Source organism: Nocardia camponoti (assembly GCF_014646135.1).
Classification (GTDB): Bacteria; Actinomycetota; Actinomycetes; order Mycobacteriales; family Mycobacteriaceae; genus Nocardia; species Nocardia camponoti.
This window is the reverse complement of the sequence record NZ_BMMW01000007.1, coordinates 65,033-90,687: the sequence shown is the minus strand read 5'-3', so window position 1 is coordinate 90,687 and position 25,655 is coordinate 65,033. Positions and strand designations below refer to the sequence as shown.

At 67.1% G+C, this 25,655-nt stretch carries 34 protein-coding genes; 11 read left to right on the top strand and 23 right to left on the bottom strand.

The features are described 5' to 3' along the window. Positions 1-175 precede the first annotated feature (175 nt). The 6 genes from IEX78_RS23430 to IEX78_RS23405 all read right to left on the bottom strand — a co-directional run bounded on the left by IEX78_RS23430 (position 176) and on the right by IEX78_RS23405 (position 4,209). Complete coding sequence (locus tag IEX78_RS23430) at positions 176-601, bottom strand: hypothetical protein (RefSeq protein WP_188831242.1); 426 nt, start codon at positions 599-601, stop codon at positions 176-178. Positions 602-683: 82 nt separating this feature from the next. Next, positions 684-1,151 (bottom strand): hypothetical protein, encoded by a 468-nt coding sequence (locus tag IEX78_RS23425; RefSeq protein ID WP_188831241.1) that lies wholly within the window; start codon positions 1,149-1,151, stop codon positions 684-686. After that, positions 1,144-1,602 carry a hypothetical protein gene (locus IEX78_RS23420; protein ID WP_188831240.1) on the bottom strand — a complete coding sequence of 153 codons (459 nt, stop codon included), beginning with the start codon at positions 1,600-1,602 and terminating at the stop codon, positions 1,144-1,146. Before IEX78_RS23420 ends, IEX78_RS23425 begins: the two co-directional genes overlap by 8 nt. 29 nt (positions 1,603-1,631) lie before the next feature. Beyond that, on the bottom strand, positions 1,632-2,840 hold the full coding sequence (locus IEX78_RS23415; RefSeq protein ID WP_188831239.1) for a hypothetical protein: 1,209 nt from the start codon (positions 2,838-2,840) through the stop codon (positions 1,632-1,634). Beyond that, positions 2,837-3,682 carry a hypothetical protein gene (locus IEX78_RS23410; protein ID WP_188831238.1) on the bottom strand — a complete coding sequence of 282 codons (846 nt, stop codon included), beginning with the start codon at positions 3,680-3,682 and terminating at the stop codon, positions 2,837-2,839. The genes IEX78_RS23415 and IEX78_RS23410 overlap by 4 nt, the downstream gene beginning before the upstream one ends. Then, a complete protein-coding gene (locus IEX78_RS23405; RefSeq protein ID WP_188831237.1) occupies positions 3,679-4,209 on the bottom strand; it encodes a hypothetical protein in 531 nt (176 codons plus the stop codon). The genes IEX78_RS23410 and IEX78_RS23405 overlap by 4 nt, the downstream gene beginning before the upstream one ends. A gap of 316 nt (positions 4,210-4,525) precedes the next feature. Between IEX78_RS23405 and IEX78_RS23400 the strand changes: the two genes are divergently transcribed. From IEX78_RS23400 to IEX78_RS23380, 5 genes are read left to right on the top strand one after another with little or no spacing between them, the layout of a single operon-like run. Beyond that, positions 4,526-5,128: a hypothetical protein gene (locus tag IEX78_RS23400; RefSeq protein ID WP_188831236.1), complete on the top strand. Its 603-nt coding sequence runs from the start codon at positions 4,526-4,528 to the stop codon at positions 5,126-5,128. Then, entirely contained in the window at positions 5,125-5,283 is a 159-nt protein-coding gene (locus IEX78_RS23395; protein WP_188831235.1) for a hypothetical protein, read from the top strand. Before IEX78_RS23400 ends, IEX78_RS23395 begins: the two co-directional genes overlap by 4 nt. After that, complete coding sequence (locus tag IEX78_RS23390; protein ID WP_188831234.1) at positions 5,280-5,459, top strand: hypothetical protein; 180 nt, start codon at positions 5,280-5,282, stop codon at positions 5,457-5,459. The genes IEX78_RS23395 and IEX78_RS23390 overlap by 4 nt, the downstream gene beginning before the upstream one ends. After that, entirely contained in the window at positions 5,449-5,733 is a 285-nt protein-coding gene (locus IEX78_RS23385) for a hypothetical protein (RefSeq protein ID WP_188831233.1), read from the top strand. Before IEX78_RS23390 ends, IEX78_RS23385 begins: the two co-directional genes overlap by 11 nt. Before the next feature lie 49 nt (positions 5,734-5,782). Continuing rightward, positions 5,783-6,571: a GNAT family N-acetyltransferase gene (locus IEX78_RS23380; protein ID WP_188831232.1), complete on the top strand. Its 789-nt coding sequence runs from the start codon at positions 5,783-5,785 to the stop codon at positions 6,569-6,571. Positions 6,572-6,618: 47 nt separating this feature from the next. On the opposite strand, the gene IEX78_RS23375 is transcribed toward IEX78_RS23380, so the two are convergent. Continuing rightward, positions 6,619-7,833, bottom strand: a complete 1,215-nt coding sequence (locus tag IEX78_RS23375; protein WP_188831231.1) for an MAB_1171c family putative transporter — start codon at positions 7,831-7,833, stop codon at positions 6,619-6,621. After that, on the bottom strand, positions 7,830-8,774 hold the full coding sequence (locus IEX78_RS23370; protein ID WP_188831249.1) for an ATP-dependent DNA ligase: 945 nt from the start codon (positions 8,772-8,774) through the stop codon (positions 7,830-7,832). Before IEX78_RS23370 ends, IEX78_RS23375 begins: the two co-directional genes overlap by 4 nt. A 96-nt stretch (positions 8,775-8,870) precedes the next feature. Here IEX78_RS23370 and IEX78_RS23365 point away from each other — a divergent pair, with 96 nt between their 5' ends. Beyond that, on the top strand, positions 8,871-9,308 hold the full coding sequence (locus tag IEX78_RS23365) for a hypothetical protein (protein ID WP_229684291.1): 438 nt from the start codon (positions 8,871-8,873) through the stop codon (positions 9,306-9,308). 28 nt (positions 9,309-9,336) lie between these two features. Here the strand turns inward: IEX78_RS23365 and IEX78_RS23360 are convergent, their stop codons facing one another. The 12 genes from IEX78_RS23360 to IEX78_RS23305 all read right to left on the bottom strand — a co-directional run bounded on the left by IEX78_RS23360 (position 9,337) and on the right by IEX78_RS23305 (position 16,524). Then, positions 9,337-9,663: a hypothetical protein gene (locus tag IEX78_RS23360; protein WP_188831230.1), complete on the bottom strand. Its 327-nt coding sequence runs from the start codon at positions 9,661-9,663 to the stop codon at positions 9,337-9,339. 17 nt (positions 9,664-9,680) lie between these two features. Beyond that, entirely contained in the window at positions 9,681-9,929 is a 249-nt protein-coding gene (locus IEX78_RS23355) for a hypothetical protein (protein ID WP_188831229.1), read from the bottom strand. Then, positions 9,926-10,411 (bottom strand): hypothetical protein, encoded by a 486-nt coding sequence (locus IEX78_RS23350; RefSeq protein ID WP_188831228.1) that lies wholly within the window; start codon positions 10,409-10,411, stop codon positions 9,926-9,928. The genes IEX78_RS23355 and IEX78_RS23350 overlap by 4 nt, the downstream gene beginning before the upstream one ends. An 8-nt stretch (positions 10,412-10,419) precedes the next feature. Next, a complete protein-coding gene (locus IEX78_RS23345; protein ID WP_188831227.1) occupies positions 10,420-10,890 on the bottom strand; it encodes a hypothetical protein in 471 nt (156 codons plus the stop codon). A gap of 48 nt (positions 10,891-10,938) precedes the next feature. Then, on the bottom strand, positions 10,939-11,472 hold the full coding sequence (locus IEX78_RS23340) for a hypothetical protein (RefSeq protein WP_188831226.1): 534 nt from the start codon (positions 11,470-11,472) through the stop codon (positions 10,939-10,941). Positions 11,473-11,599: 127 nt separating this feature from the next. Beyond that, positions 11,600-11,899 carry a hypothetical protein gene (locus IEX78_RS23335; protein WP_188831225.1) on the bottom strand — a complete coding sequence of 100 codons (300 nt, stop codon included), beginning with the start codon at positions 11,897-11,899 and terminating at the stop codon, positions 11,600-11,602. A 73-nt stretch (positions 11,900-11,972) separates the two neighbouring features. After that, positions 11,973-12,254 carry a hypothetical protein gene (locus IEX78_RS23330; protein ID WP_188831224.1) on the bottom strand — a complete coding sequence of 94 codons (282 nt, stop codon included), beginning with the start codon at positions 12,252-12,254 and terminating at the stop codon, positions 11,973-11,975. A 254-nt stretch (positions 12,255-12,508) separates the two neighbouring features. Continuing rightward, positions 12,509-13,510: a UDP-glucose 4-epimerase GalE gene (gene galE / locus IEX78_RS23325; RefSeq protein ID WP_188831223.1), complete on the bottom strand. Its 1,002-nt coding sequence runs from the start codon at positions 13,508-13,510 to the stop codon at positions 12,509-12,511. Then, positions 13,507-14,559 carry a nucleotidyltransferase domain-containing protein gene (locus IEX78_RS23320; RefSeq protein ID WP_188831222.1) on the bottom strand — a complete coding sequence of 351 codons (1,053 nt, stop codon included), beginning with the start codon at positions 14,557-14,559 and terminating at the stop codon, positions 13,507-13,509. The genes galE and IEX78_RS23320 overlap by 4 nt, the downstream gene beginning before the upstream one ends. A gap of 1 nt (position 14,560) precedes the next feature. Further along, a complete protein-coding gene (locus tag IEX78_RS23315; protein ID WP_188831221.1) occupies positions 14,561-15,868 on the bottom strand; it encodes a phosphomethylpyrimidine synthase ThiC in 1,308 nt (435 codons plus the stop codon). A 6-nt stretch (positions 15,869-15,874) separates the two neighbouring features. Beyond that, a complete protein-coding gene (locus IEX78_RS23310; protein WP_188831220.1) occupies positions 15,875-16,351 on the bottom strand; it encodes a DUF4254 domain-containing protein in 477 nt (158 codons plus the stop codon). Continuing rightward, entirely contained in the window at positions 16,348-16,524 is a 177-nt protein-coding gene (locus IEX78_RS23305) for a hypothetical protein (protein WP_188831219.1), read from the bottom strand. The genes IEX78_RS23310 and IEX78_RS23305 overlap by 4 nt, the downstream gene beginning before the upstream one ends. A gap of 345 nt (positions 16,525-16,869) precedes the next feature. On the opposite strand from IEX78_RS23305, the gene IEX78_RS23300 reads away from it, so the two are divergent. From IEX78_RS23300 to IEX78_RS23290, 3 genes are read left to right on the top strand one after another with little or no spacing between them, the layout of a single operon-like run. After that, on the top strand, positions 16,870-18,168 hold the full coding sequence (locus IEX78_RS23300; protein WP_188831218.1) for an NsdA family TPR-like regulatory protein: 1,299 nt from the start codon (positions 16,870-16,872) through the stop codon (positions 18,166-18,168). After that, positions 18,165-18,854 carry a RibD family protein gene (locus IEX78_RS23295; protein ID WP_188831217.1) on the top strand — a complete coding sequence of 230 codons (690 nt, stop codon included), beginning with the start codon at positions 18,165-18,167 and terminating at the stop codon, positions 18,852-18,854. Before IEX78_RS23300 ends, IEX78_RS23295 begins: the two co-directional genes overlap by 4 nt. Then, positions 18,847-19,296: a deaminase gene (locus IEX78_RS23290; RefSeq protein WP_188831216.1), complete on the top strand. Its 450-nt coding sequence runs from the start codon at positions 18,847-18,849 to the stop codon at positions 19,294-19,296. Before IEX78_RS23295 ends, IEX78_RS23290 begins: the two co-directional genes overlap by 8 nt. A gap of 315 nt (positions 19,297-19,611) precedes the next feature. On the opposite strand, the gene imuA' is transcribed toward IEX78_RS23290, so the two are convergent. Further along, positions 19,612-20,367, bottom strand: a complete 756-nt coding sequence (gene imuA', locus IEX78_RS23285) for a DnaE2-dependent mutagenesis accessory factor ImuA' (protein WP_188831215.1) — start codon at positions 20,365-20,367, stop codon at positions 19,612-19,614. Between the two features lie 622 nt (positions 20,368-20,989). Here imuA' and IEX78_RS23280 point away from each other — a divergent pair. Together IEX78_RS23280 and IEX78_RS23275 are read left to right on the top strand one after the other, a co-directional pair. Beyond that, positions 20,990-22,630 (top strand): acyl-CoA dehydrogenase family protein, encoded by a 1,641-nt coding sequence (locus tag IEX78_RS23280; protein WP_188831214.1) that lies wholly within the window; start codon positions 20,990-20,992, stop codon positions 22,628-22,630. Beyond that, complete coding sequence (locus IEX78_RS23275; RefSeq protein WP_188831213.1) at positions 22,627-24,132, top strand: flavin-containing monooxygenase; 1,506 nt, start codon at positions 22,627-22,629, stop codon at positions 24,130-24,132. Before IEX78_RS23280 ends, IEX78_RS23275 begins: the two co-directional genes overlap by 4 nt. Positions 24,133-24,171: 39 nt before the next feature. Here the strand turns inward: IEX78_RS23275 and IEX78_RS23270 are convergent, their stop codons facing one another. Together IEX78_RS23270 and IEX78_RS23265 are read right to left on the bottom strand one after the other, a co-directional pair. Beyond that, complete coding sequence (locus IEX78_RS23270) at positions 24,172-24,630, bottom strand: hypothetical protein (RefSeq protein ID WP_188831212.1); 459 nt, start codon at positions 24,628-24,630, stop codon at positions 24,172-24,174. 274 nt (positions 24,631-24,904) lie between these two features. Continuing rightward, complete coding sequence (locus tag IEX78_RS23265; RefSeq protein ID WP_188831211.1) at positions 24,905-25,651, bottom strand: hypothetical protein; 747 nt, start codon at positions 25,649-25,651, stop codon at positions 24,905-24,907. Positions 25,652-25,655: the final 4 nt, after the last annotated feature.

The following is a 25,655-nucleotide window of genomic DNA, read 5'->3' as shown; positions in this document are numbered from 1 at the left end:
GTTGCGAGTCGCACGGATGTAATTCCGACTTACAGCGACCCCGCCGCTACCGAATCCGGCCCGAAAAACACCCTCCCACCGCACCCTCGCGCGCGAGGGGGTTTCTCACACACAATTTTTTGGTGTAGCACCGGACAAATGCACTTATCCGGAGTCAGGGTGCCGAAACCCCCGGTCAGGGCACTTTCTGTGCCGCCGCCCGGCGCTCGGCCCCGTCGAGGGCCTCCAACTGGCTCAGAGCCGCGAACAACTCGGCGCGCACCGGCGCCGGGAGGTCCAGCACCGCCAGATCGGTCAAGTCGACGGTGATCGTCCCGGTCGGCACCCGATACACCCGCCGCTGCGCCCGAGCACCGTGGTGCTGAGCGGCGTGCGGGGTCGGTGACGGCTCAGGCGGCCAGACGACATCGCCGGGCCACAGCGCATTGCGCATCGCGATCACCTCGCGCAGATTGGCCGCGTCGCGCGGGTCCGAGTACGGGATGAACCGCCAGCGGCGGTAACTACGTGCTCGACAGGCCGCGTTGCAGAACATCCGGTGGACGTGGTCGTCAGGCATCCGCGCGCAGCATTCCCAACACCGCTCCTGCCTGGTGAACATGACCTCCATCATCCGCCTCGACCAGCGCGAACACCAGGGGGCGAGCACCGTCTCCACGGCGGCCGCCGTCAGGTCACGGCGGTCACCACGTCGTCCAGACCCGGAACCCGCCGTACTCGGCAGCGCGAGCGAGGAACTCGACCAGCGCGGCGTCGACGCCGCGGTGATCGACGGTGGCCGCAGTGGCCAACGCGGCACGACATTCCGAGGCGGTGACCCACCAGCCGCCCGCGTCGTCGCCGTGCAACTTGTGCCCGGCGATCCCCGCGCCCGCGTCCCCGCCGCCGCAGTCGCGAAGCCACGCATCCTCACGGGCGGCGAAAGCCGCTGTGGTCTCGGTGTAGGCCTGGCGCAACTCTGCCGGGCGCGCAGTGACCGCGAGCATCCCGGCGTCGGCGAGCACGGTGATCAGGTGGTCGCGGTCGGCGACGTAGTGGTACGTCTGCTCCATCGTCAGGCCGGGCCGATCGGGAAAGGCCACCACCCCGCGCCCGGTCTCGTCGACCAGGTACAGATCCAACCCGACCGTCGCGCACAGGCTCTCAGCCACGGCGCACCGCGCTCGATGTGGACACGACCCTGCGGAAGCCCGGAGGCAATGAGTCGCCGCGCAGCGCACCGGACTCCGAGCCCGCACCGTCATCGTCACTGTGACGGGAGGGGGCGAAGTCGGCGATGCTGTGGGTGATCATCTTGTATTCCACGCTCGCACGCCAGCCAACTTCGTCGGCGGTCCAGGAACCCACCACGTTCCACCCGGCGGCGCCGAGCGCTGTTTCGGCGGTGGCGAGAACGGCCGCGTTGTCGGCACCGTGGTGATGCGGGAGCCAGGTCTGATACCGGGGGAAGCGCGCGACGCCGGTCTCGGGATCGACACCGTCGGTGGAAACCACCACACTAGGGCCCGGATGATCAGAGGCGGGGTCGGTCCAGACCTGCGCGGTCGACTGGTGCAGCCCGGCGCGAGCAGAGGACTCTCGGCGGGTGGGTGAGGGCGTCATATCGGTCCTGTCCTTGAAGTGGCGCCCGCTCAGCGCGATCCGTCGGCGGTGAGAGTAGGCATGGTGGAGTTGTCGACCAAGGCGCGCAGCACCGTGACGCGGGCGTGCAGGCCTTCGCGTAGATCCGCGAGTTGTTGTGTGTGCTGGTCGATCTGGGCGGTGTCGAACTCGGCGCCAGCGGCGTCGCGCAGCAGCTGCAGCACGGTGTCGTCGACATCGCGTGTGGCAGCGCGGTCGAGCGCGGCGATATCAGCCAGGATGTGTTCGATCCCGGCGAGTTCGGCGCGGTAGCGCGTCAGCGCGTCGAGCTGACCTACCAGGGTGATCCATCCGGCGTCGGCGGCCGCGGTCTCGAGTTCGCGACGCTCGCGCAGTGCTTCGGCGACCACGGGCCGTTCGCCGGGCTCGGTCAGCTGTGAGCGGACCTTCCAGATCCTGTACGCGCGCAGATCTATGTCGCGGGTGATTCGGTCCAGGTCCAGGCGCATCGTGTCCAGGTCGGCGTGTTGATAGGCCGGGCTGGTGCGGATCTGCTTGGTGAGCAGCCGGGCGATGGCGACGACGCGGGCCTCTGGCGACTCTTCCGTGGTGGTCGGTGCGGTGTTGCGGGCGCACAAGTAGTCGTTGTAGGTGCCGCGCCAGAGCACGCGGGCCTTCTCGGCCTGCCGCGCTTCCTGCTCGGTCAACGCCATCGGGTGACGGTGGGCACCGACCTCGCGGATCGCGAATCCCACGCCAGCGATGATGAGGCCGCCGAAGAACAGCGCCGCCGCGAAGGGCAGCTCTGTCGATGACAGGCCAGGCAGGATGCCGTCGAAGGGGTTCGGCGCCGCATCAGGATCGGCCCCTCGCCCGGTCATGACGATGACCAGCATGTGGACCGCACCAGCGATTACCGCTAGTGCGCCAGGCCAGATCAGGGCCCGAGCCGGGATGTTCCACCCCATCGACACGGGCCTGCAGTGCAGGCTGAACAGTGCCGGGTCCTGTTCGCGAGCAACCAGTTTCGAGGCAAGGGCCGGGTCCATCCCGCTGGTGTCGAACCAGGGCATGATGGCCCCGCCGAATGCCGTGCGGAGGGCGGCTGGGTTGTACTCGTCGGCGATCTGGTCGAGCCGAACCGTCGCCGCGGCGGCGTCGGGGAAGGCCGCCGCAACCGCTAGATCGGTGACCGGTTTGTGGGGGTTGGTGGGGTTGGTCACGGGAGTCTCCTGAGCAGGAATGTCGTTGGCGGTCATCGTGCGTCCGCGTCGTCGCTGCGGTGGCGGCGGCGAACTCGCGCCAGTTCGTGATCGGGGGTGGTGTAGATGCCGAACCAACGCTGCCGCCAACGCAGGAACCTGCCCCAGCTCACGCCGACAACGCTCTCCCACACCTGCCCGCACACCGCCACCAGCATGAACGGACCGACGGTTTCAGGGTTGTCCAGGCGCGATCCACGGGCCCGGATCGCTTCGAGGAGTTCGACTACGGCCTCCGCGCCGACTGCCTGGACCGCGGTCTCGGTGGCGGCGAGTTGAGTCGAACGCGACGCGGCGGCATAGGCGGCCGACACTGGGAACCACAACGCCATGCACAGCCACATCGCGGCAGCGATGGGTTCGTGGCCGGTGAGCAGGGCGGCGTCGGTGCCGGCGAATACACCGGTGACCGACGCGGCGTCGATCCAGGCGCGGTAAGGGCTGCTGCGGCGGTAGTCGGCCCCGCGATGCCAGCGGGCGAGCCCGTCGTCGACGTGCTCGTTGGAACGGTCGCGGGCCAGCGCGAGCATCCGGACGAGTAGCGCATCGCGCGCACGTCCGGACAACTCCGCGTAGAACCACGGGTCGATGCCGATCTGATCCGCCCTGACTCGGTTGCCCTCGACGTACCAGTCCACGGTGGTCAGTGCCCTCGTCGACGACGGTGTGAACGAGATGGGCAGGTCACGCAGGCGGCGAAGGCTGTGCATGAGCGTGAGCCGGTCGATCCGCTTCTCGGCGTCGTTATAGAGCGCGTCGAGGTCGAAGACTCCCGGAGACGAGATCTCACCGTCGGCCGGTTCGTCCTTGCGTAACGACACCGGTGGTGTGCTGGTCACCGGGGATCTCCGCCGACGCGGATCACCCGGCTGCCCATCAGTGGCGCCGGTGTGCCGGGCAGGCGTTTGATCAGGCTGCCTTTGCCGAACTTGATCTCGGCCACCGGTGAAATCCAGCCGCTGGCTTCGCGGGTCTGCCACTGCTCGTGCACGGCCACGGTGGGGATCGGCACAACGCCGTCGCCGAGGTCGTGGGATGAAAGCTCGTTGAGCACTTCGAGCAGGCCCAGCCCGTCGTCGGCGGTCAGCGGCCCTTCCTCAATCGAAGCGAGCAGATCCGATAGTTGTGCGCCCAGCCCGGCGACGACCGGATCGGCGCTGAGCTGAGCGGCAACCGCGACGGCGAGCACCGGGATCAACTGATCGTCGTGTGTTTCCCCTACCTCGAGGATGATCTCGGCGGTCTGGGCCAGACGCGCGGCGAGCCCAGCGGCTCGGTCGGTGCGCGGTGCGCGGGTCTTGGCCAGGTGCCCGCCGTCGATCGGCATCACTTCGGTGAAATCGCCGCCGCCGAGCTTGCCGGGCATGGTCATCCGCGGTGATGTGGCTGACGGTGCGCTCGTAGGGCGCGATGCGTCGTCGCTCATGTCGGTAGATCCCCTAGTTCTGCTCGTTGAGCTGGACGGATTGGTTTGAGCATAGGTCCGGTCGCCGACCGACGAGAATGTCGTGGCCTATCTGGGATTTCAGTGATTCGACCTGCGTTAATGTGCCTTAGCGCAAGTGGAAATGAAGCCCGGCCGGGGACTGGGTGGCGGTCGAAATGCCAACGTATCACGTTGCCCACCATCGTTGCCATAGTTCGTTGGCGTGAATCGTTGGCATTTTGCTAGGCTAGTTCTCGTGCCCCTTCTGACCAGCTCCGATTTCGCGCGGATCGTCGCCGACCGCACCGGCTACCACCCCGACAAACACTTCCTGCCCGCGCTGACCGCGACCGGCATCCTCACCGACCACGGCACCGGTGCCCACCGCCGCATCGACGCCGACGAGCTGGCCGAGTTCCTCACCTGCTACCCCTACCGGCCCGTCCTGCCGTTCGACTACCTGCAGGTGTCCCTCGGGCCTATCGGTGAGCGCACCGACCCGCTCTACGACGTGCGGTCCCTGCCCCCGACCCTGTTCAGCCGCTACGCCGGATACGACCACCACAACACCGCCGGGCTGACCGCCACCGAACGCGCCCGCGCGATCGTCGCCGTCTGGAAGACCGGCGCCGCCAAGGCCGCCGAAGTCGTCGAGCGCGGACTGCCGCTGATCGGCGTCGTCAAGGGCGTCATGACCCCCGAGACCATCTACTGGCCCCGCGCGGTGATCCGACTGGGCGACGGCTACGGGTTCGACGTCGACGTCGAGCACCGCGGCCACGACGAGATCGGCACCGGCGCCATCACCACCGTGCGCGGCGGCGCACCGTGGGAGCTCGTCCGGAGCACGGCCCGATGAGCACCGACCGCATCGCCCGCCTGCAGGCCCTCGCCGACCAACATGACGTGAACACCTGGGTCCGCAACTACGGATCCTGGCTCGCCGACCACGAGTTCAGTGCGGACCTGGGCGCGCGCGGTACCTCGGCGCCGACGAGGGGCAGCGCAAGGTGATCCTGCGACAGCTGCTCGCCGGGGCCGCCGACCCCGAGCACGCTGTCGCGGCCGCGCTCGCCGTGTGGCGTGGTGACCGGGAAACGTGCCCGAATCGGGCTATCCTGCGAGTCGACACCGCTGCTGGCCGCGGGCCGGGCCCCCTTCCGATCGTCGAGGACGCCCGTGCCGACTGAACTTCTCCTGCTGCTCATTCCCGCAATCGCCTACTGGCGGCGCGATTCGGTGCTGATCCAGATCATTCCCACCGTCACTGCATCCCGACCCGAAGCGGCGCCGCGACGCGCTGCGGGCCTTGGACCGGATCGGCAAGAGCCGGGGCATGGGATCGTAGTCACCATGCCCCTGCCCACGTTCGGCACCGACGATCTGCTGGTGTGGCGGCTCGGACGCACTGGCTCTGGGATGCGTCGGATTCGCACCGGAGTTGGGGCGACGGTTGGCTCGTAGCCGGTACCGTTCACGAGGAGCAGTTCGTATCCGACAAGGGGGTTGTCCGGTGCCGAAGTCCAAGGGGCGCAAGCCGAAAAGGTCTACCGCGCCGCGCCGCGCGTCGCCGCGCCGCGTGCTGGCGTCAGCAGCGTCGAAGGAGGTCGCGGTCGGACCGTACCGGGTGCGGTGGGCACGAACATCCGAGGATCTGGCGGGGTTCGAGCGATGGGCCGAGATGGCTGGGGCCGGCGGTCCGAAGTTGGCCGCGAACCTGGTCCGCGCCCACGCCGACGGGTTTCTCGCCGAAGGACTACGTGACCCCGACACGAGCCACCGCATGTTGATGGCCGCGGTGACCGGGAACAACCTGGACGCGGTCGTATGGGCGCGCACCGCCGCCGTGGTCGCCACGCTCGACGGGCAGGTCGTCGGTGGCGCGCTCGTTGGTCCGGCCGCGCAGTTCCTGTCCGACCTTGCCGAGAGACACCATCTCGGTACCACTGCGGTCATGCAGGCCTTGCTGTTCACCGCCAAGCTGCACCTGGTCGCAGTCGACGACGACCACCGCGGACACGGACTCGGCGCGGCGCTGGTGCGCGCGTCGACCATGGCCGCCTACCGGGGCGGGGTCGAGATCCTCTACGGCCAGTACCTCACCGAAGACCAGGAACTCGCCAAGTTCTACCTGCGGCAGGGCTTCACCCCGAACCCGCCCGCAGCGCCGCTGAACTTCTCGCAGTGGCTCGACGGTTTCCCTGGCGGACCGGTGCCCTTGCCCGGCGAGACGTTCTTCTACCGCCTCTTGACTACCGAGAGCGGCCCCGTGCCGAACCAGCCTGGCGCACTGCACTTCTGACGTGTCCAACCGCCGACGATTCGGCCAGGGGCACCCACTGGCTGTGGCTATTTCCCTGGGGCTCCGATGCGGCCAAGGGCCGTATCGGCAGGCTGGTGGTCTGGGTAGCGGGTCGAGGGCGGCCATGCCTTGGCGAGGTCGAGCAGCAGCTGAAGTTCGGCGGTGAGGTCGCGAGCTCGTGGCTGCACCGAAGTCCCCGGCGATGGAGAACGAAAGGGGACGGCACCCGCCGCTTTCGCGTCGATCAGAGCGGCGAGGTGATGAGCGAAGGTTCGGGCGTCGCGGTCTCCGAGCTCAGGAGGGGTGTCGGCGGCGTAGCGCTGGAGGTTGAGTACCGCGTCGCGGATTTCGACGGTCATCCGATAGAGCCGGGTGGCCGGGACGGTCCGCCCGTTGCTGTTGCGTGGTGTGGTGAGGACGATCTCGGGCACGGCGGCGGTGAGGTCACGCCACAGCGGCTCGAGTCGGCGGCAATATCGCCCGGCGCGGTCCCAGCCCGTCTGGATGAGCACCGCGCTGATGAGCGGAACCGCGATTACGGTGCCGCCCCACACTGCGTCGATGAAGAAGGTCCAGGTCTTGTAGCCCATGTCGGGATCAAGAGCGGGATGGTCACCGAGCACCGCGACTATCGTCAGGGTCGGGTTGGCGATCGAGTCGATCCCGGCGACGAGGGCGATACCGAGTACTCCGGCGATGACCATGCGTTCGCGCCAGGTGGTGGCGGCGTCGGGGTGCCGTAGTTCGTGGATGCTGGTTTTCCCGACGAGCCATGCGGTAGCGGCGAGCGGGATGTAGAACGCGATCCACGCCACGACCGCCGGCCAGCCGAGAGTCTGGTCGATCAGTTGACCTGCATTTCGTGCTGGCGTTCCGGCGATCAGGATGATCGCGCCCGCGACCAGGGCACCAGCGTCATAGGCACGCTGCCGACGCCACGTTCCCTCGGGGTCGGCACCGGCCCACAGCTGCGCCAGACCGTAAATGCATGCCACGCACAGCACGATCGCGGCCAACACGCCCTGGTTGGCGAGCTGGATCACGTCCCTGTCTGGGATAGGAAGAGCCAGCACAAGGAGGTACTGGACCCACGTTTCTCGCAGGAGGAGCCCGACCAGCGCCGCGGTGATCGCACGATTGACGAGGCGGTCGACGTCACGTTCGCGTAGCAGCCACCAGCGGCCGATCGTGACGAGGGTGAGCAGAAACAGCACGGGCCAGGAGACGATGCCGGGGATGGGGGAGGGGGTCGGTGAGATCATCGTGTCGGGACGGTGATGTCGAGGGCGGAACGATCTGGTCGGAGTCCGCGATAGGACGGGTGACGTAGGGAGCCGTCGCCGGTCAGCTCCCTGTACTCCACGTCCACGACGTAAATCGGCTCGACGGTCCGCGCTATCGTCATCACCGAGCGCGGTGCACCGACCATCATGCTGGTCGGCTGGGCGATCTCGTCGAACCGATCTCGGAGTGCTCGTCGGTCTGCGGCGGTGAAACCGGTGCCGACTCCGCCGATGTAGCGCAGATCGGGACCGTCGTATGCGGCGAGCACCAGCGATCTGACGGTGCCGGAGTGCGCGCCGGTGCCCTCGATCCAGGCGGCAACAATCCCCTCCGCGCTGCGGCGAATCGGTGCCTTGATCCATGTCCTGGTGCGCGTGCCCGGCCGGTACACCGAATCGGTGCGCTTGGCGACGACCCCTTCGAGACCGGCCTGCTCCGCGGCGTCCAGCAGATGGGAAGGATCGAAATCGATCCAGAACGGCGGTACCCGGATCCGGCCACGCTCGACCGCGAGCCGGTCGAGAAGCTCGCGGCGCGCCAAGTAGGGCTGATCCATCGTCGAGACCCCGTCCACAGCGAGAAGGTCGAAAACGACTAACTCGACGCGGATCTCATCGAGCAGCGCCCGGGTGGGGCGCGCGTGCATGCGGCGCTGTAAACGCGCGAACGAGGGCGCCCCCGTGTCAGGATCGGGGGCGACGATCTCGCCGTCGAGCAACAGCCCGTCACCGAGAGCTGCAGTGGCCTCCGCCAGAGGCGCAGCTAGATCGGGGTAGGAGTCGGTGGCCTCATGCAGATTCCGGCTCCACAAGCGGCAACCTGTCTCGTCGCAGCGCGCTATCGCCCGCTGTCCGTCCCACTTCATCTCAAATGCCCAGATGGAGGACGCAGAAGGCAGAGTTCCCGGGGACGCCAGCATCGGCGCAGGGATTCGCACCATTCTCTGAGCGTACTTATGGCAAACGCTGAGAAGTGGCGCGGCACGGCGAATGAACCGTGCGGTATTCTATCGAACATGCGTTCGAGGTCGGAAGGTGGCGATCCGATAGACCGACAAGCCGCGACGCCGACGGCCGACGGGCCCCGGCGAGTCGATCCTGCGGCGCCCCGGACTGAGGGCACCGGGTCGGAGCTGCTGTATCCGAACTCCACAGGGCATTTCGCCCGAACTGTCGTGCGTCCGCCGAGGCCGGTGTGGGTGCGTCTGGATGCGGTGCTGATCCGGGATCCGGGCACACCCTGCCACGTCAACGGGGCAGGCTTGGACATGCGCGGCGAGCGTCCGGGGTGGTTGAGCCATTGGGTGCCCAGCGTCGACGGCTGGTGGATGGGGCGCGTCACCTACTCGATCACCTATGCCGACGGCCGCCGCGTACCCCTGACCTTGACCGATCAGCTCGTCCCGGCCTACGCGCTGCGGCCCCGCCACGACGGTTCCCGCCCGACGACGTAGGCCGGCCCGGTGTCGAGAAAACGATGAATCAGCTGGCGAGTCCTGCGCGCGCGTTCGCGAACCAGTCTGCGGTTCGTGCGAAGTCGGCTGCTTCGTCGGCAGAGCCGTCTTTCTGGCCGAAGAGGTCGTAGGCCCAGCGGCTCAGCACATCGCGCTGGGTCTCGCCCATCTCAGCCAAGACAGCGTCATCATTGAGCAGCAGGGCAACCCCGACGGTTTCGCCGGTGCTCCACACGTATTGGTAGTCGTCCCACCCCTTGCTCTTGATGGTGCGGGCCCGTGCGAGGAGGTCGCGGCGCTTCTGATCGCGCTTCTCCTCACTCGGCGGGTAGAACTGGTCCCAGTCGATCGCCATGATTCAGTTTCCCCTGTTCACCGTCGGTTGCGCAGGCTGGTTGCTCCACTCCGCAGCTGCTGTTCCAGCTCGCGGATTTCGTCCTTGATGGATTCGAGCCGCTTTCGGACCGCCGCGCGAGCATCGGCGGCTTCGTCGGTCAGCGGCTTGCTGTCGGACCAGTCCGAGTTCAGCCAGTCGCGGACGTCGGACAGTGCGAGCGCGGCGCAGTCGGCGGCATCGGCGGCGTTGAGGAAGATCACTTCCTGAGTTGGCAGCGTGGTCATTCGGATCGTCCTTCTCCGGTGGGGCTGGTCTCGCCGAGCAGAGCGGCGAGGAAACTGTTGTTGCGTTGCAGCGCAGGTGTTTCGGTGATCTCGTAGAACTCGTCGGCACCACTGCAGATCGCGACGGCTTCCAGGACGCGACGGGCGTGGGCGTGGCCGAGCCCGCTCAGCGTCGCGGACAGGTCGACCGGTTCCCCGTGGGCCATGCTGGCGGCCAGGCGCACGAGTCGCTCCGCGCCGCCGTGCAGGTGCCCCAGACCCTTGAGCTTTCCGATGCCGTGCCAGTCGCGGATCCACGCGGCGGGCACGGACTGGCCGTTGAGATCGACGTCCTCGATGTCCAGGTAGGGCTGCAGATCGGCCCTACCTGGTAGATCGGTGTAGGTGAGCAGGTGGATCGCAGCCTGCTGGAAAGGCGAATCCGATGCACGGGCACCGGCTTCCAGCAGCGCGGCGACTTCCTCGGCGGTGTGGGTGGTCACGGGGACTCCTAGTCTTCGTCCTGGTAGAGCGGGCTGATCTTGGTATGGGCGGTGCGCAGCGCGGCCGTGGCTTCGGCGAGGTGCTGCGCTGCGGCACGCAGTGATTCGCTGAGTTCGTAGGCGGTGGTGGAGGCGTGGGCGCGGCTGACCTCGGCGGTCTCCCCGCGGTGGTCGGCATGGCGCAGGGTCGCGTCGGTGGCGAGGTTGTTGGCCCAGGCCTCGAGGTTGGTGAGCAATTCCTGCTCCGACAGGGTTGCTGAGGCGAGGCCGCCGATCAGGTCGTAGCCGTCACCGGCGTAGGGCAGCGAGTTCTCTCGCGACCGGCCGACGCAGGTCGCGGTGGCCAGGCTTTGCATGATCTCGCGCACCGCCGCCGCGGCGGTGGCGAGGTCGTCGGAGTCGAGCAAGGCGTTGAAATCGTCGTTGGGCCACATCTCGCGGACCACTTTGACTCGATCGACGGTCGTCTTCTTGGGCATCGTGGTGCCCCCTTCGTAGTCAGATTGTCGGGTAGTGATGGAGTTCGGTCACGCCTTCTGGGCTGGAAGCACCCACAGCGTCGATTCCGGGTCGCCGAACGCGGTCGCCGCGTCATCTCGGGTGAGTCGCAACTTTCCTGCGGCCAGCTCGAATCCGGCGTCGTAGAGCACCGGCACGACCTTGCCCGCGACGCGCTCGGCCGCCGCTCTACGTCCAGGAGACCCCGGTTCGCCGCCGTCTTCGAGGGTGTTCGAGTCGTGCTGGATGGTGAGTCCACGCCGGGGCTTGCTGACGATGAAGAGCCAGACCGCTTCGGTGCCATCGGAAGTGGGCACCGGAATCCCGGCCTCGGCGAGCGCCCGGTTGACCTCGTCTTTGAGGTCGATCAGGTTCAGCACCGAGAGCACTGTGGGCCGGGAGAGCACCGGGACGCGGCGGGCGACCTCGTTGCGGGTCGCCTTGCATTCCAGCGCATACGCCATCGCGTCGAGCAGCTCGTCGTCGACGCGCATCCGGCGCTCGACAACGCTGTCGAGCTGGGACAGTGCCAGTTCGCGGCGTTCGTCCTCGTCGGTCACCATGCCGGACAGCGTACCGGTAAAATCTTTGACCGGTAAAGAGTTTTACCAGTTCTCGTTAGAAACCGGGGGGATCGGTCGATGTCGTGGTGGGTGTAGTCGTCGCCGACGTCTACGAGTGCAGGGCGGGTTAAGCCCGATCTGGGGTGTGCGGCTGATGGGGGACGAAGGGGCCAGCGGGGATGCCGGTTTTCAGCTGGACGTACCCTTGGGATCGAACGATGCACGCCGCGCAGGTCGAGACCGCCGACATAGGGGCGATGCCGGGCGCACCCGCCATTACCGTGCCCACCTGGTCATCCCAGTGGTGGCACGGAGGGTCGAGTTCGCTGTAGTCGACGGGGCCGTCATCATCGGATTCGGATTGCACTGGCACATGAAACCAGATACCACCGTGCGTCACGGCCGCATTCACCGCGACCAGCAGCATCGGGCCCGCAGTGACATGGGGCGGCGAGCACCGACGATGGGCCAAGTTGTGGCGCAGGGGTATTCGGGAGCCGCTAGTCGACGGCGCGGCGCAGGTCAGGAGGCACCGCTGATCGCGGCAGACGCCGACGCCGGCGATCCACTTGCTTGGCGATCGTCCAAGTCCACATGACCGGCAAACCTCGCACCACCGCGCGATGGACAGCGACCAGCACGAGCAGCGAGACTGCGAGCGCCGCCCACGACGGCAGCCACATCTCGACTACCAGCAGCGTGATCGCCGCGCACCCGACACCGGCTACCGCCGCCACCATGGCCCAGACGATCCCGCGCGTCAGCCAGCCCGGATCATCCACGCCCACAACCTATCCCAGCATCGACTGGTCGCGCGTGAGCAGGATGTCCGATTGGGTGGTGATCGGTCCGGCCACCGGGATAGGGGGCGGGCCGCCGCCGGAACTGGCCGCTCCCGGATTGCTTGATTAGGAGGAGCGCGGGCCATCACGCTGGCGATAGCCCGCCCCACGTCTTCGACGTCCAGGTCTCCGAATCGTTGTCCAGCTCGGCGAAGTACTGCAACAGCATCTCGTTTCCTCGACGCCGAGTTCGGTCAGGTCAACGAGGGGCCCATCACTGAACGACGTCCGAGCTGGTTGAACGCCCACGCATCGGCGACAATGGCCTCGATGTCGGGGCGCATTGGCTTCCAGCCGAGGTCGCGTTGTGCGAGTTCGGAGGATGCGTAGAGGACGGCGGGATCTCCGGGCCGTCGAGGTGCTGTTTCAGTTTCGAACGTGACGCCGGTGACCTGGCGAACCGCATCGAGGACCTGCTTGTTAGAGAATCCGATTCCGTTGCCAATGTTGTAGATCTGGTGTTCGCCAGGGTTGATCGCATCGATAGCGAGCAGGTGAGCGTGTGCGAGATCGGTGACATGGATGTAGTCGCGGACGCAAGTGCCGTCCGGGGTCGGGTAATCGTCGCCGAACAACGTGAACTTCTCTCGGAGCCCGGCTGCTGTGTCAAGGGCAAGTGGGATGAGGTGGGTTTCGGGCGTGTGGCGTTCGCCGATCATCGACCCGTCAGTGCAGGTGTGCGCTCCCGCGACGTTGAAGTATCTGAGGCTGATCGCGCCGAGCTCGCTCGCGCGGGTGATCGAGGCGATGGCCCGATCGACGGCCAACTTGGTGTCGCCGTATGTGTTCACGGGGTTCGTAGCGGCCGTTTCGACGATGGGGACTTCCTCGGGCTCGCCGTATACCGCTGCGGTGGAGGAGAACACCAGGCGCGGGACCGCCGCTGCTTGTATGGCGTCAAGTAGTGCGAGGGATGCACGAGTGTTGTTGTCCCAGTGCCATTGTGGGTGAGTCATAGACTCGCCTGCCGCGATGAGCCCGGCGAAGTGCAGCACGGCGTCGAATCCCGATCCGGGGGTGAGTACCTGGGCGATGTCCTGTACGCGCACTTGGTGGAAGTTCGCTTCCACGGGGATCTGGCGGTCGTCGTTTCGGGAGAGGTCGTCGACAACGTCGACCTGGTGCCCGGCGTCGAGCAGGAGCCGGGTCACGGTGGCGCCGACGTAGCCGGCGCCACCGGTGACGAGGATCTTCATGCAGCGACCTGCACTTTCATTGCGAGGAGGTGGTCATGGATCTCGGCCCGGTGCGCTGCGAAGTAGGCGGCGGGGCCGGGCGAGGGCTTGGTTCCGGTCCAGCCAGTGACGCGGGACCAGAGTGCTCGTTCCACCGTAGCGAGGTCGCCGAGAGAAGGGCAGGAGGCCCAGGTCGCGGCGACTTCGCGCGCGAGTTCGTTGGCGACGCGCTGGTGGCGCGCGATGATCTGCCCGCTGCTGGTGACCGCGTAGCGGCTCAGCCGCACTGCGTCCGGGCGGGGACCTCCGAAGACATAGTCGAAGCGACGGAACGCATCATGGAGGTAGTGCCAGATCCTGCCTGGGTCCATCGGCATCTGGGTGGGGTCGGCCCGCCACCGCAGTTCGGCGCGCATCTGCTCGGACAGGTGTGGCGCCATGGCGTCGAAATCGTGGTGGGCATAGGCACCGTCGAGCATCCCGGTGGCGCGCAGGACCTTCATGCACAGGCGGTTGACGAGCAGGTGGAACTGAGTGGTGTCGCGCCCGGCCAGCCACTTTTCGTTGAGCTGGTGCCAGTAGTAGGCCTGCACGTAGTACAGCAGGATCTCGTAGGCGTCGCGGTCATCGAGGCGCACGGGTGTGTGCTCGGGCAAGCCACGTCCGGTCAGGTCGATGCCGAGGTTCTTGAAGTCGTATCCCAGCGAGGTGCCCAGTACGCGGTACTGGTGCACGGGCAGAACCATGATATCGACTGCCGGGAAACGTCTTTCGGCCATCGCCCGCAGTTGCGCGATAGGCATGGCCGGTTCGGGGCCGGAGTGAACGTAGAGCAGGTCCAGGTCGCTGATGAGGAGCCGGCCGCCGTTGTGGTGGATCCAGGTCGGCTCGCCGCGGGCCATTGAGCCGCCCAGGATCAGCGAATCGTTGGTCGGGACGCAGTGGCCGAGCGCCAGCAGGTCGTCGGCAATTCGGTTCGCGGCGGGGGAGAGGTCGGCTGAGTCGGCAAGTCGGCGGGTGATGGTGGTAGCGAGGATGGTGGTCTGGTCGGTGCCGAGCGTGGTGGTCATGTCAGCTCTCCGAGACGGTGAGGGGCAGGGGGATGGTGCCCGCCGGTACGGGGGTTTCCTCGTGGTCCTTCTTCGCGGTGAGGTGCGGGCACAGCGATCCGCAGATCGTGCAGGGGGCACCGGTTTTGAGTCCGGCGTTGATGAAGGCGTTGGTGGCCAGACCGGGGTAGAGGGCGTGGGTGGCCTGGACATCCCAGTTGTTGGCTCGCCGGGCGACCGATATGGCGCGCTGGCGCGCTATCTCGGTGGTGTTGCCGCGGCCGAGTTCCAGGGCGGTGATGGCGACCTTGACGTTACGGACCGCTTCGGCGGTGTCGATGCCGGTGGGCATCAGGTAGTGCTCGACCTGGGTGATGGAGGCGAACATGTCTCCACCGCAGGTGCCTGCTGCTGCGACGCCGAGGGTGTTGACGATCGAGTCCAGCGTGACGGCGTTGTCGACGACCATCGGCCCGGCCAGCCACAGCGGGGCACCGCCGAGGGCTTCTTTGTAGGCGGGGATGAGTTCGGGGATACGGTGCAGTGGAATGTGGCCGCCGGTCTCGCACAGCACCTGAACACCCGCGTCGAGCGCGCGGTGGCGCAGCTGTGCGAGCAGTTCGATCTCGCGCCATTTGAGCTCGTCTCCGGCGTCGGCGGTGGCGCCGGGACGGAAGATGTCGCCGAGGTCGAGTACGACACCGCGTCGTCGGCAGATTTCGAGGATGCCGTCGAAGAATTCGTGCAGCGGGGATTCGGTGTTGTGCATCCGCATGTAGCGCGCGACCAGGCCACCGCCGCGTGATGTCGTCGGCATGATCCGATTCGACTGCTCGCTCATCCGAGCAAGTTCGGGGTTGATCCCGGCGTGGATCAGTACGAAGTCGACGCCGGAGTCCAGGCCGAGCTCGAACCGCTCCAAGAACTCATCGCGGCCGAGCTTCTTGCGTGGCTGGGCGAACAGGTCGTAGGTCAAGCAGCAGCCCAGCGGCACGCCGACGACCTCCTTGAGCTCGCGGCGCAGCGCAATGCCTTCGGGGTTAGTGGTCAGGTCGATCACCGCGTCGGGCCCGGCGGCGTTGATCACCGCCATGCTGTCGACGATCGCGGCGCGGTCGGTGTCGCGCGGGCCGAGGCCGATCAGCGCGGTGACCTTCCGCCGTGTTCCGGCGCCGACGAGGATCGGGTGGTAGCCGTCCTGGGTACGGGAGTCGTTGGAGCGCAGGAACACCATCGTGCCGTCGATGACGGCGTCGGCCGCAACGTCGACTCCGATTCCCTCACGGTCGCAAGTGGCGATGAACTGGGGGTCGCTAGCGAGGTCGAACATGATGAATCACCTTTCGTTCGTGAGAGATTGCGGAGAAAGGTCCAGAGGCCACGGCACAGGCGCGTGGCCGGTGCGCAGGTCGTCCCAGGCGACGACGTGGTCAGCGACGGCGGTCCATGCCCGATGAAGGTCTTCGAAGTCGACCGGAGTGCTCGAGTGGAAAAGCGCCTCGAAACCGACGTACGTGGCGGCCATCAGGTCGGCTGCGGCGCCGTAGCCGGCACCGGCGAGGTTGGTGTAGTTGGCAACCCAGGTATCGACCATCTCGACCATCTCGGCACGCCGCTGGTCGACCCGAGTCGCCTTGTCCGGGTTGATATGTCGGGTGCGGTGCAGCTGCGCGAGCGCTTGCCCCCAACGGCCGATCAGGTGGTCACCGGGCAGATGGCCGAACCCACCGCGGAACGCAGCGACCAGTTCGCGACCAGTCGGCAGTTCACAAACGATGACGGTGGCGATCTCACCGGTGTCGAGCGCGCTCAATGGATGACCGTCGCGGCACGAGCGAGTGCGCACAGATAGACGGGACAGTGCGGCTTGTGAGTGCCGTGCAAGGTCAGGATCGCGCGCGCCTCGTCGAGCCGGAGGTCGGGCGGCGCGTCCTCGCACTGGTACTCGGGGAGGATCTGCGCGGGCAGATCGGTGGCCGGATACATCGCGCCTCCAAGAGATCCAATGGGTGAGGGGGCGCACCGGCCGGGCGATCGATGAGCAGCAAGGGGTCTGTTCAGATCGGCGTATCCGAGTGGAGAATTGATCCAGCTCTGTCCCGGCCAGGTGCGCCGAATTCAGAATCGGCGGCGGGAAACGAAGTTGCCAGGTAGTTAGACGGAAGTTTCAGCGCCACCAGGCAATTCGGAATATTTCCTGGTCGGCTCCCGAAATCTCACCCTTCGGGACGCTGCGGGTGTATTTTTCGTGGATCACACCAAACACCACGGGGGCTGGTCGCAATGTCGTCGGTCGTATATGAGTGGTCGAGCGAGACAGTTCGCGCCCTGATGAAGGCGATGAACCTGTCGCTGCTGGAGTTCGCGAACGCGCTCGAAGTCACGGAAAAGACGGTTGTGAGCTGGACTTCGCCCGACAGCAATGTCGTGATCCGCGTACGCAATCGACAAAGGCTCGACAAGCTGCTCACCGAATCTCCCGCATGCGTGCAGGCACGGTTCGACCGCCTTCGTGGCGTCGACGGCCCTGCCGGTGATCTTGTGGCGCGACAAGAAGATCCGGCTACGCTGGCGATCGGCACCATTGGTGTCGACGACACGAATCAGGTGCAGGTGCTCGCCCGCACCCCAGACGGAGAGGTCATCGTCGTGGAGCTACCGCGTCGCGCCGTCGTGACCGGAATCGGGGCCGCAGCGCTGACCGCCGCCATCGGCGGCCGTCCCGCCGCCGCAGCCCCGGCCGTCACTGCCGAGACGGACTGGATCAGCCATTTCAGGGACTTACGGTTGTCGCTCATCGACAGCGACAATCTGTGCGGTTCGGGCCCGGTCATTCCGCTGATGGAGCACAACATCGCCATGCTCGGACAACTGCGTCGCGCGGGCGCCGCAGACCCGACTCAGCTGCTCCGTATGCGCATTCTCTACGGCGAAGGCGCGGCGTGGCTGCACCAGGACGCGCAGACGTGGAGCCGGGCAAAGCACTGGGTGAACAAAGCTGGCGAATGGTCCCTCGCCCTCAACGATCCGGCCTCGATCGCGTTGGTATCGATCAGGAAGGCCCAGATTTCGTGCGATCAGGGTGACGGTGAAGCAGCGCTCGACAGCGCCGAGGCCGCCGCGATGCAGGCGCCACCACGCAGCCGGTTCGGTGCAGTCGCGACCCTGTTCACCGCATGGGGGCACGCGCTGCTGCGCGACGCCGGGGCGAGTGCTGCCGCATTTGACCGTGCTCGTGAGCTGGCTGCGACAGCAGACCACGATTCGGACTGGGGCTTTTTCCTCGACGAGGCATACGTCGAGGTCCATCAGGCCACTGCGGCCCTGCGATTGGGCAATCACACCGCGGCGATTCCTCAGTTCGAGCGCGCAATCGCCTCGATGCCTGGAACCTACGCTCGCGACCGAGGTGTCTACAACGGGCGCTTGGCCCTGGCCCACGTCGCCGCCGGTGATCACGCAGCTGCCGCTGCGATCGGCGTCGACGCGATGCGTACCGGCGTCGCCACTGGTTCCCAGCGTGTCCTCGCCCCGGTGCGCCAGCTCAGTGCAGCAATCGACGCATCCAGCGCTGACCCGCATATCCGTGAGTTCGTCGACGCCGCCGAACGCTGGTCGGTGAAGGCGTGAGGCCCTACGTTGTCCTGTCGGTCGCGGCGAGCATCGATGGCTACATCGACGACATGACCGACCAGCGGCTGCTGCTGTCCAACCCGGCCGACTTCGACCGCGTCGACCAGGTCCGCGCCGAATCCGACGCCATCATGATCGGTGCTGGAACCGTGCGCACCGACAACCCCAGGCTGATCGTGAAAAGTGAAGCGCGACAGGCTGAACGGGTCGCAGCAGGCAAGCCCGCGCATCCGAGAAAGATCACCGTCACCGCGACCGGCGACCTGGATTCGGCCGCGAAGTTCTGGCATCACGGCACCTCGTCGGCGAACCCGCTCGTCTACACGGTGACCGCCGCCGCTCCGAAGCTGCGCGACCAACTCGGCGATCTTGCCGAGGTCGTCGACCTCGGCGAGACGATCGACTTCGCGGCGCTGCTCGATCACCTCGGCGACACCGGTGTCGAACGGCTCATGGTCGAGGGCGGCACCCACCTGCACACCGAATTCCTGTCCGCCGGCCTCGCCGACGAACTGCACCTCGCCATCGGCCCAACGCTCGTCGGCGATCCGTCCGCGCCGCGGTTCGTCAACCCCGCCGACTATCCAGGTGGCTCCACCCGCCGTCTCCATCTGATCGACGTCACGCAGATCGGAGACGTCGCCCTCTTGCGCTACGCACCAAAGGAGACTTCCCATGCCTGATCACGACCACTGGATGCGCCGGGCGATCGACCTCGCTTACCAGTGCCCGCAGGCCGAAGGCGCGTTCGCGGTCGGCGCCGTCATCGTTGTCGATGACGAGGAGATCGCCACCGGATTCTCCCGCGAAACCGACGCGAAGGTCCACGCCGAAGAAGCCGCACTGAACAAACTGAGCCTCGACGATCCCCGTCTTGCCCGCGCGACGATCTATTCCAGCCTCGAACCTTGTTCCGAACGAGCCTCCAAAGACCGTGCTCCATGCACGGATCGCATCTTGGCCGCTGGAATTCCCACCGTCGTGATCGCGTGGCGCGAACCGAGCACGTTCGTCGCGGACTGTGTTGGTGTCGAGAAGCTCGAGCAGGCTGGTGTCACCGTCATCGAGCTGGCCGACCTCGCTGACGCAGCGATGGCCATGAACCGTCACCTTGATCTCTCCTGAAGGCACTTATTCAAGTTCCAGATGAGAATGCTTCACATTTGCTGATTCAGGCGTAATGTGACCTGCGAGGACCGATCCCCCCTCGGTCCGTTGCGTAGGGCACAGCCTGACGCTGGTCGAGCCGCTAGACCCCGTCCCCCCCCGGGTCTAGCGGCTCGCGCTATTCCGACGCTGTTGGTAGCCGTATTCCATCGGCATATACCCATTGTCGAAGTGGCACTATAGGGGCCGGATCTCGACAAGGTGAGCTTCGCCGGTGCTGGAGCAGCGGCCGCGACAGGCGGGGCATCATCGCGGGATCGATGGATGGTGGCGTCATCCGGTGTGGGCCAGCCTGATTGGCACGGCTTCGGGGCGATGCCACTGGGTACGACCGCCACATCCACGCAGCACGACCCGGCCCTGGCGGACACGGCGCCCGGCAACGACAACCTCGACGTCGAGATCGATCTGGGTGACCCGGCCCCGGCCTCGGCCCAAGCCGTAGGTCGGCCGCCGTTGGATACGCAGGTCCAGATGAGCCTGCCTGGCCCAATCGGCACGGGTCGCGACAAGGATCGCGCCCCTGGCACGCAATCGACCCCGTAGCTTCTCGAAGTCCGCCCGTCGGATGTGGGCGCGAGGCAGGTCGATCACGATCATGTCAAGTCCGTCAGCCAAGACCCCGATGACCTCGGCGGCCCGGTCGTCCGGAGTCGCGATCACCGCCAGCCGCTCGAGCGCTGCACCCATCTCCCACGCCGCGAGCAGCCCGATCTGAGGCCCCGTCGGGTCAGTCAGAACCGCCGCGTGGCGACCCGACGCAGTCGCAGCCGCGAGGAGTCCGCACAGCACGGCGCCGCGCGGGCACGTCACCATCGTGCCGCGCGCCAGACCGTGATCAGGCAGCAGCTCGCCGAGCGGGCCCGGGACGGCAAGGACGTCGTGCCCGGGAACCGGCGTGCGCTTCGGAGATCCCGCACGAGCGGGTATGGCGTCCATCTGCTCGCGAAGTCGGGCGAGGCGATCGGCGAGCGGCAGCGCGGCGAGGTCGGTCCCCGCCGGCCCGGGCTCTGCTGCCATCGAACGCATGTTCGATATTGTAGGCGAGGTGACAGTCCGCACCGGCGAGTGACGGCCGGTCGCCATCTAGGTATCGACTTCGGTTGAGGTGTTACGTCGGATAGCCGACCGATTGCCGCTGTGGCACCATTTAGATACATTGGAACCTATAGAACTAGCGAGGGAGTGTCCGGCATGAATTCGTCCGTTCCGCCTGGTAGAAGCCCGCCTGCGCCGTGGCGGAGGGCGGTCGGAAGTCAACTTCGCGCCTCGCTCAATCCATGGGCGCGGCAGATCACATGCAGTGCAAGGAGATTCGGAAATCACTCCGAAATTGAAGATGTCCCCCCGCCTGAGAACAGGGGGACATCGGACGAGCACCCCAGTCGGCAGCAAATCGCCTGGGGGCTGACGCAGAAACTGGAGAGCCCCTGCAATGACCACAGTAAATGTCGCCCACGCGCGTGCGCTAGATGCGCCGCCGCCCCCGCAACTCGATCCCACCATCGCCTCGTTGCGCAGAGCAATTCTCGGATCGCACTACGAGGTCCACGAGCGCGTTCGGGCAGCCATCCTCGCACTCGACGACAGCCCATGCTCAGGGACCACCTACGCCGAGGAAGCGCATCAGGGCGCGCCGCTGCTCCGGGCGGTGATCGCCAAGCTCGGCGGGTCGTCGTCGGAGATCTCGGCGGATCCGCGACTGCGGGGGAGGCTGTGCGAATGGGCGGCGGTTGCTGCACCGCACCTCATCCCAGTGCTGACCGGGCACCTGGACCTGTCGGTCGGCGCGATCACCGCGCTGGGCAACGGCAATTCGGAGTACCAGAGCGAACTCGCCGCTGAACTGGACGACGGCCGCGCCCTCGGGTTGCTGGCGCTGACCGAACTCGGCGGCACTAACGGGGCCGACCAGCAGACCACAGCCACCTGGGACAGCACGCGCGACGGGTTCTGGCTGGACTCACCCAACGCCGGCTCGTGGAAGTTCATGCCCAACATCGCCGCCTCCAGCGCGCGGATCGGCGTCACGACCGCACGGCTGATCGTCGACGGTGCAGACGAAGGCGTCTTGCCGTTCTTGATGCGATTCCGGCATCCGGACGGGTCGCTGGTGCCTGGCCTGCACATCCACACCTTGCCTGACAAGTCTTGGGCGCCAATGGATCACGCGATGATCCGCTACAACGCGGTGTTCGTCCCGCGTGATGCTCTGCTCGGCGGTGATTGGGCGGTGATGAACCCTGCCGGGCATCTCGAATGCGCTCTCGCGCCGCGTGCGCGTTGGCACCGGGCTATCGGGATGCTGGGTGAAGGTCGGCTGGATCTGGCTAATGCCGCCGCTGCGGCCGCGCGCGCGGGATTGGCTGTGCTGCACCAGTACACGTCCTCGCGCAAGACCGGGTCCACCGTGATGGCCGAGCGGGGCACCGTGCGCCGCGATGTCGTTTCCGCGCTCGCGGCCGTCACCGCGACCAGCATCCTGGGCCGTGCGTTGCAGGACATGCGCGCCGGGTCCGCCGCTGGCGACCCTGTGCAAGCGCTGTGGTCGATGATCGCGAAGCCTCTCTTGGGCTACACCGCCCATACCGCGCTGCTGACCTGCCGCCAGCGCGGCGCCGCGCAGGCCTCGCTGAGGGTCAACTGGATCGGCGACTGGATCGGTGTCGTCGAGGGCATCATCACCGCCGAGGGAGAGTCCCAGGTACTGCTCAAGCAGGCCGGGTTGTCGGTCGTCGGCGGTGTGGACATCACCGCCTTGCGGCCACGGCACCAGCCGCCGCACCTGCCCTGGTGGGTACGGATGCTCGTCGAACGGGAACAGGTCATCGCCGCCGGCGTCCGCAGCGACAACTACTCCGCTGCCGGTACCGCAATCGACATCGACACCGCCGCAATCGAACTCGCGACAGCAACAGGGGAGCGCCTGGCGGCCGCCGCCGCATTCACAGCATCTCAGCACGCCGCCGACCAGACCGCCCGCGCCGTCCTCGAGTCGGCCGCGGCGGTCTTCGCCCTCGAACGGATCTATGCCCGAGGTGGCTGGTTCGCCGCCCATCGGCAGCTCTCGCCGCGCCGCGCGCACGCCGTCGAAGCGGAACTGCTGCGGCACCGCCGCGTGCTCGCCGCCCACGCCGACCAACTCGTCGCCGCGTTCGAGATCCCGCTGCACGCACTCGACGCGCCGATGGCGTCCGAGTCCTACCTGGAGTGGTGGAAAGACTGGACGAAATGGCCGTCGTCGGTGTTCGGCCGTCCGCTGCGCGAGGTGTCGTGGGAGGTGGCGGGATGAGCGCCCCGACACCGAGGCACCGCGTCGTCATCGTCGGCGCAGGATTCGGCGGCCTCACCATGGGCGCCGAACTGCTCGACGCCGGAATCCATGACTTCCTGATCCTCGAGGAGGGCCCCGACGTCGGGGGAGTGTGGCGTGAGAACACCTATCCGGGCTGTTCCTGCGACGTCCCCTCCCACCTGTACTCCTTCGCGTTCGACAGCTGGCGCGATCGAGGCCTCCGGTACCCGGCGCAGGCGACGATCCTCGACTACATGCGATCGGTCACCGAGCGGGCCGGTCTGCGAGACCGCCTCCGGGTCGACACCGCGATCGGCGACGCCCGCTACCACGACGATGACGGCACGTGGACCCTGACCACCACGCGTGGCCAGCTCATTCATGCCGATGCGGTCGTATGGGCCGTCGGCCAGCTCCACCGGCCCCAGATCCCCGTGATTCCAGGCATCGCAGAGTTCGGCGGCCGCGCGTTCCATTCGGCTCGCTGGGACGACACCGCCGAGCTGAGCGGGCACGTCGCGATCGTGGGCACCGGGTCATCGGCTGCGCAGATGCTGCCGGAGATCGCGCGCACCGCCGCGACCGTCACCGTCTACCAGCGCACTCCGGCCTGGACCCTGCCCAAGCCCTCAGCCCGGTTCGGCCCCGTCACCCGCTCGCTGCTGCGGGTACCGGGCGCTCACGACCTCTACCGGGCAGCGCTGCACCACGGTGCCGACCTCGCCCTGGCGCCGATCATGCACCGAGGCTGGTCCGCGCGGCCAGCGGAATGGCTCGCGCGCGCGCATCTGCGTCGGCAGGTCCCTGACCGTGCCCTGCGCGAGCAGCTGACGCCGCACTACCGCATCGGGGAGAAAAGGATCCTGCTCGACAGCGGATTCTATCCCGCGTTGACCCAACCCCACGTGCACCTGGTGACCGACCCGATCGAACGACTCACCCACGACGGCATCCGGACAGTCGACGGCACGCACCGACCCGCCGACACGGTGGTGTGGGCAACCGGATTCCGCGCCACGGCATTCCTCGAGGGCATCACCGTGCTCGGCCGCGGCGGGATCGACCTGCACACCTCCTGGGCACAGGCAGGCCGGCCCGGTGCGTTCCTCGGTCTCGCGGTGCCCGGCTTCCCGAACATGTTCCTGATCGCCGGGCCGAACAGCTTCACCCCGTCCAACAGCAACCCGACCGTCAAGGCGCACCAATCGCGTTATATCCGAACATGTTTGGAGCTCGGCGAGCGGTTGAACAGTCCGGTCGAGGTGTCTGCAGGTGCGATGGCGCGGTTCGGTGATTGGTTGGATAAGCAGCTGGCGGCCAGTGTGTGGCCGGACGGCGTGCCGTCGTGGTTCAAGCGCACGGATGGTCAGATCACCAATCCCTGGCCCGCGACGGTCCGGGAGTTCGGCCGCCAGCTCCGTCGTTACCACCCCGACGAGGCCTTCGTACCGGCCGATCCGGTGTGCGCGCCGGATCTGCCGGTACGGCGCGCCAGCTGATCAGTGCTGCCGCACCCTCCCTCCGGGAGGGCTTGCCATTCAGTCTTCGCTGGTGGCGTGCCGTCGTCGGTCGCGCTCGGGGTCGAGCGCGCGCCCGTAACCCAGCCGGGCGTTGAGCAGGTCGATGATGTCACCGGTTCGATAGAAGCGCCGCTTCCCGCGATCTTCGTACGAGGCGTGGGCGTCGAAATGCTCGCGGTACTGGCTGACCGTCTTGCGAGCGCGGCCGATGAGGTCGGCGATGGCGCCCAGGGCGCGGTACTCGTCGAGGTCGGTGCCGTCGGGCACGGTGACCTCCTCGGGGCGGCGAGCGGCGTCCCAACGGTCGAGCCAGTCGTCGAGCTCGGCGCTGTCGTATTCCTGCCACGGTGTCCCGGACCCGCTGCGCGGCCGCGGGCGCTTCGGAGCGGGGAAGTCGGGCCGGGCAGCGAGGGCCCGGACCGCTTTGAGATTGCGGCCGTGGCGCTGCGCCCATTCCTCCAGCGTCTCGAACTCCATGCGGGCATTGTGTCGCACCCGTCGGCGCGGGTGGACAGCACCGTGTTGGCGAGGGCGTGCGATGGTGGGGGACATCCGTTCTCCCAAGGGGTTTCGAGTCGGCTGGATCGGGGCTATCGGCGTGTTAGCCTGGTCGGTGCCCTTTCCTTCGAGGGTGGGGCAGTTGGCGGTCGGTGAGTCCGCCCACAGCTTTCGGGCTGTGGTTCACCGACCGCCGTTCTCGTACCCGCACGCACCGGACCGATGTAGTTCCGGCCCGTCGTGCGAAGGTCGATCAGTACGCCGGACGGAACAGCTGGTGCTCGCAGCCGAGGTGTTCCGCGCGGGCGATGTCGAGGGCTTCACCGCACCACTGCGACCAGGTTGAGCAGCCCGCCGGATAGCCGGGCACCGCCTCGACGACGATCACGTCCTGCTCCTCTCCGAGGTCGGTGAACAGGCGACGCAGCCCGGCGTGATAGTCCAGCAGCGTCGCGGGGCAGTCCGTGACGCGCCAGCTCCCGAGGCGGTCGCTGTGGTACGCGACGCGCACAGAGCGGGAGTCGGTGATGCCGAGCTCGGCGAGCACCGCCTCGTAGGTCGGTCGATGCAGCGGGCCGCCGTCGCAGATGTAGTCGCAGAGGACCTTGAAGGCGCTCGCGGGAGCGGGCCCGTTGAGCAGCATCGAGATCCGGCCGCCGTCGACGCGGATGCTGGGCAGGTCGCCCCAGATCCCACGCAGGTAGCGGTAGTCGGCCAGCGCCACCGGGTCGATCACGCCCTCGGGAGTGATGGCGGCGGTGAAGTGCAGGGCCAGCCAGTCGCCGTCGATGCTGAAATCGAACAGGAAGTCGGTATCTCGCCAGTTCTCGTCGTGCCCTTGGAGCAGATCGTCCACGGTGAGCGGCCGGGTCGACGAGACTTGCTGGCCGGGGTAAGTGGCGTGGGCGGCGGCGAGCGCGGCTTCCTCGGTGGCGGCGACGAATTCGTCGTAGTGGTCGGTGTAAGTGATGCGCCAGATAGCGTCGCGGTCGATGGTCATGGTG

Excerpts from the sequence above, each read along its gene's own strand:
- IEX78_RS23430 (WP_188831242.1), bottom strand. The coding sequence starts at position 601 with ATGTTCACCAGGCAGGAGCGGTGTTGGGAATGCTGCGCGCGGATGCCT.
- IEX78_RS23420 (WP_188831240.1), bottom strand. The coding sequence starts at position 1,602 with ATGACGCCCTCACCCACCCGCCGAGAGTCCTCTGCTCGCGCCGGGCTG.
- IEX78_RS23415 (WP_188831239.1), bottom strand. The coding sequence starts at position 2,840 with ATGACCGCCAACGACATTCCTGCTCAGGAGACTCCCGTGACCAACCCC.
- IEX78_RS23405 (WP_188831237.1), bottom strand. The coding sequence starts at position 4,209 with ATGCCCGGCAAGCTCGGCGGCGGCGATTTCACCGAAGTGATGCCGATC.
- IEX78_RS23395 (WP_188831235.1), top strand. The coding sequence starts at position 5,125 with ATGAGCACCGACCGCATCGCCCGCCTGCAGGCCCTCGCCGACCAACAT.
- IEX78_RS23375 (WP_188831231.1), bottom strand. The coding sequence starts at position 7,833 with ATGATCTCACCGACCCCCTCCCCCATCCCCGGCATCGTCTCCTGGCCC.
- IEX78_RS23370 (WP_188831249.1), bottom strand. The coding sequence starts at position 8,774 with ATGCTGGCGTCCCCGGGAACTCTGCCTTCTGCGTCCTCCATCTGGGCA.
- IEX78_RS23365 (WP_229684291.1), top strand. The coding sequence starts at position 8,871 with ATGCGTTCGAGGTCGGAAGGTGGCGATCCGATAGACCGACAAGCCGCG.
- IEX78_RS23360 (WP_188831230.1), bottom strand. The coding sequence starts at position 9,663 with ATGGCGATCGACTGGGACCAGTTCTACCCGCCGAGTGAGGAGAAGCGC.
- IEX78_RS23355 (WP_188831229.1), bottom strand. The coding sequence starts at position 9,929 with ATGACCACGCTGCCAACTCAGGAAGTGATCTTCCTCAACGCCGCCGAT.
- IEX78_RS23345 (WP_188831227.1), bottom strand. The coding sequence starts at position 10,890 with ATGCCCAAGAAGACGACCGTCGATCGAGTCAAAGTGGTCCGCGAGATG.
- IEX78_RS23340 (WP_188831226.1), bottom strand. The coding sequence starts at position 11,472 with ATGGTGACCGACGAGGACGAACGCCGCGAACTGGCACTGTCCCAGCTC.
- IEX78_RS23335 (WP_188831225.1), bottom strand. The coding sequence starts at position 11,899 with ATGCTGCTGGTCGCGGTGAATGCGGCCGTGACGCACGGTGGTATCTGG.
- galE (WP_188831223.1), bottom strand. The coding sequence starts at position 13,510 with ATGAAGATCCTCGTCACCGGTGGCGCCGGCTACGTCGGCGCCACCGTG.
- IEX78_RS23320 (WP_188831222.1), bottom strand. The coding sequence starts at position 14,559 with ATGACCACCACGCTCGGCACCGACCAGACCACCATCCTCGCTACCACC.
- IEX78_RS23315 (WP_188831221.1), bottom strand. The coding sequence starts at position 15,868 with ATGTTCGACCTCGCTAGCGACCCCCAGTTCATCGCCACTTGCGACCGT.
- IEX78_RS23305 (WP_188831219.1), bottom strand. The coding sequence starts at position 16,524 with ATGTATCCGGCCACCGATCTGCCCGCGCAGATCCTCCCCGAGTACCAG.
- IEX78_RS23300 (WP_188831218.1), top strand. The coding sequence starts at position 16,870 with ATGAAGGCGATGAACCTGTCGCTGCTGGAGTTCGCGAACGCGCTCGAA.
- IEX78_RS23290 (WP_188831216.1), top strand. The coding sequence starts at position 18,847 with ATGCCTGATCACGACCACTGGATGCGCCGGGCGATCGACCTCGCTTAC.
- imuA' (WP_188831215.1), bottom strand. The coding sequence starts at position 20,367 with ATGCGTTCGATGGCAGCAGAGCCCGGGCCGGCGGGGACCGACCTCGCC.
- IEX78_RS23275 (WP_188831213.1), top strand. The coding sequence starts at position 22,627 with ATGAGCGCCCCGACACCGAGGCACCGCGTCGTCATCGTCGGCGCAGGA.
- IEX78_RS23270 (WP_188831212.1), bottom strand. The coding sequence starts at position 24,630 with ATGGAGTTCGAGACGCTGGAGGAATGGGCGCAGCGCCACGGCCGCAAT.
- IEX78_RS23265 (WP_188831211.1), bottom strand. The coding sequence starts at position 25,651 with ATGACCATCGACCGCGACGCTATCTGGCGCATCACTTACACCGACCAC.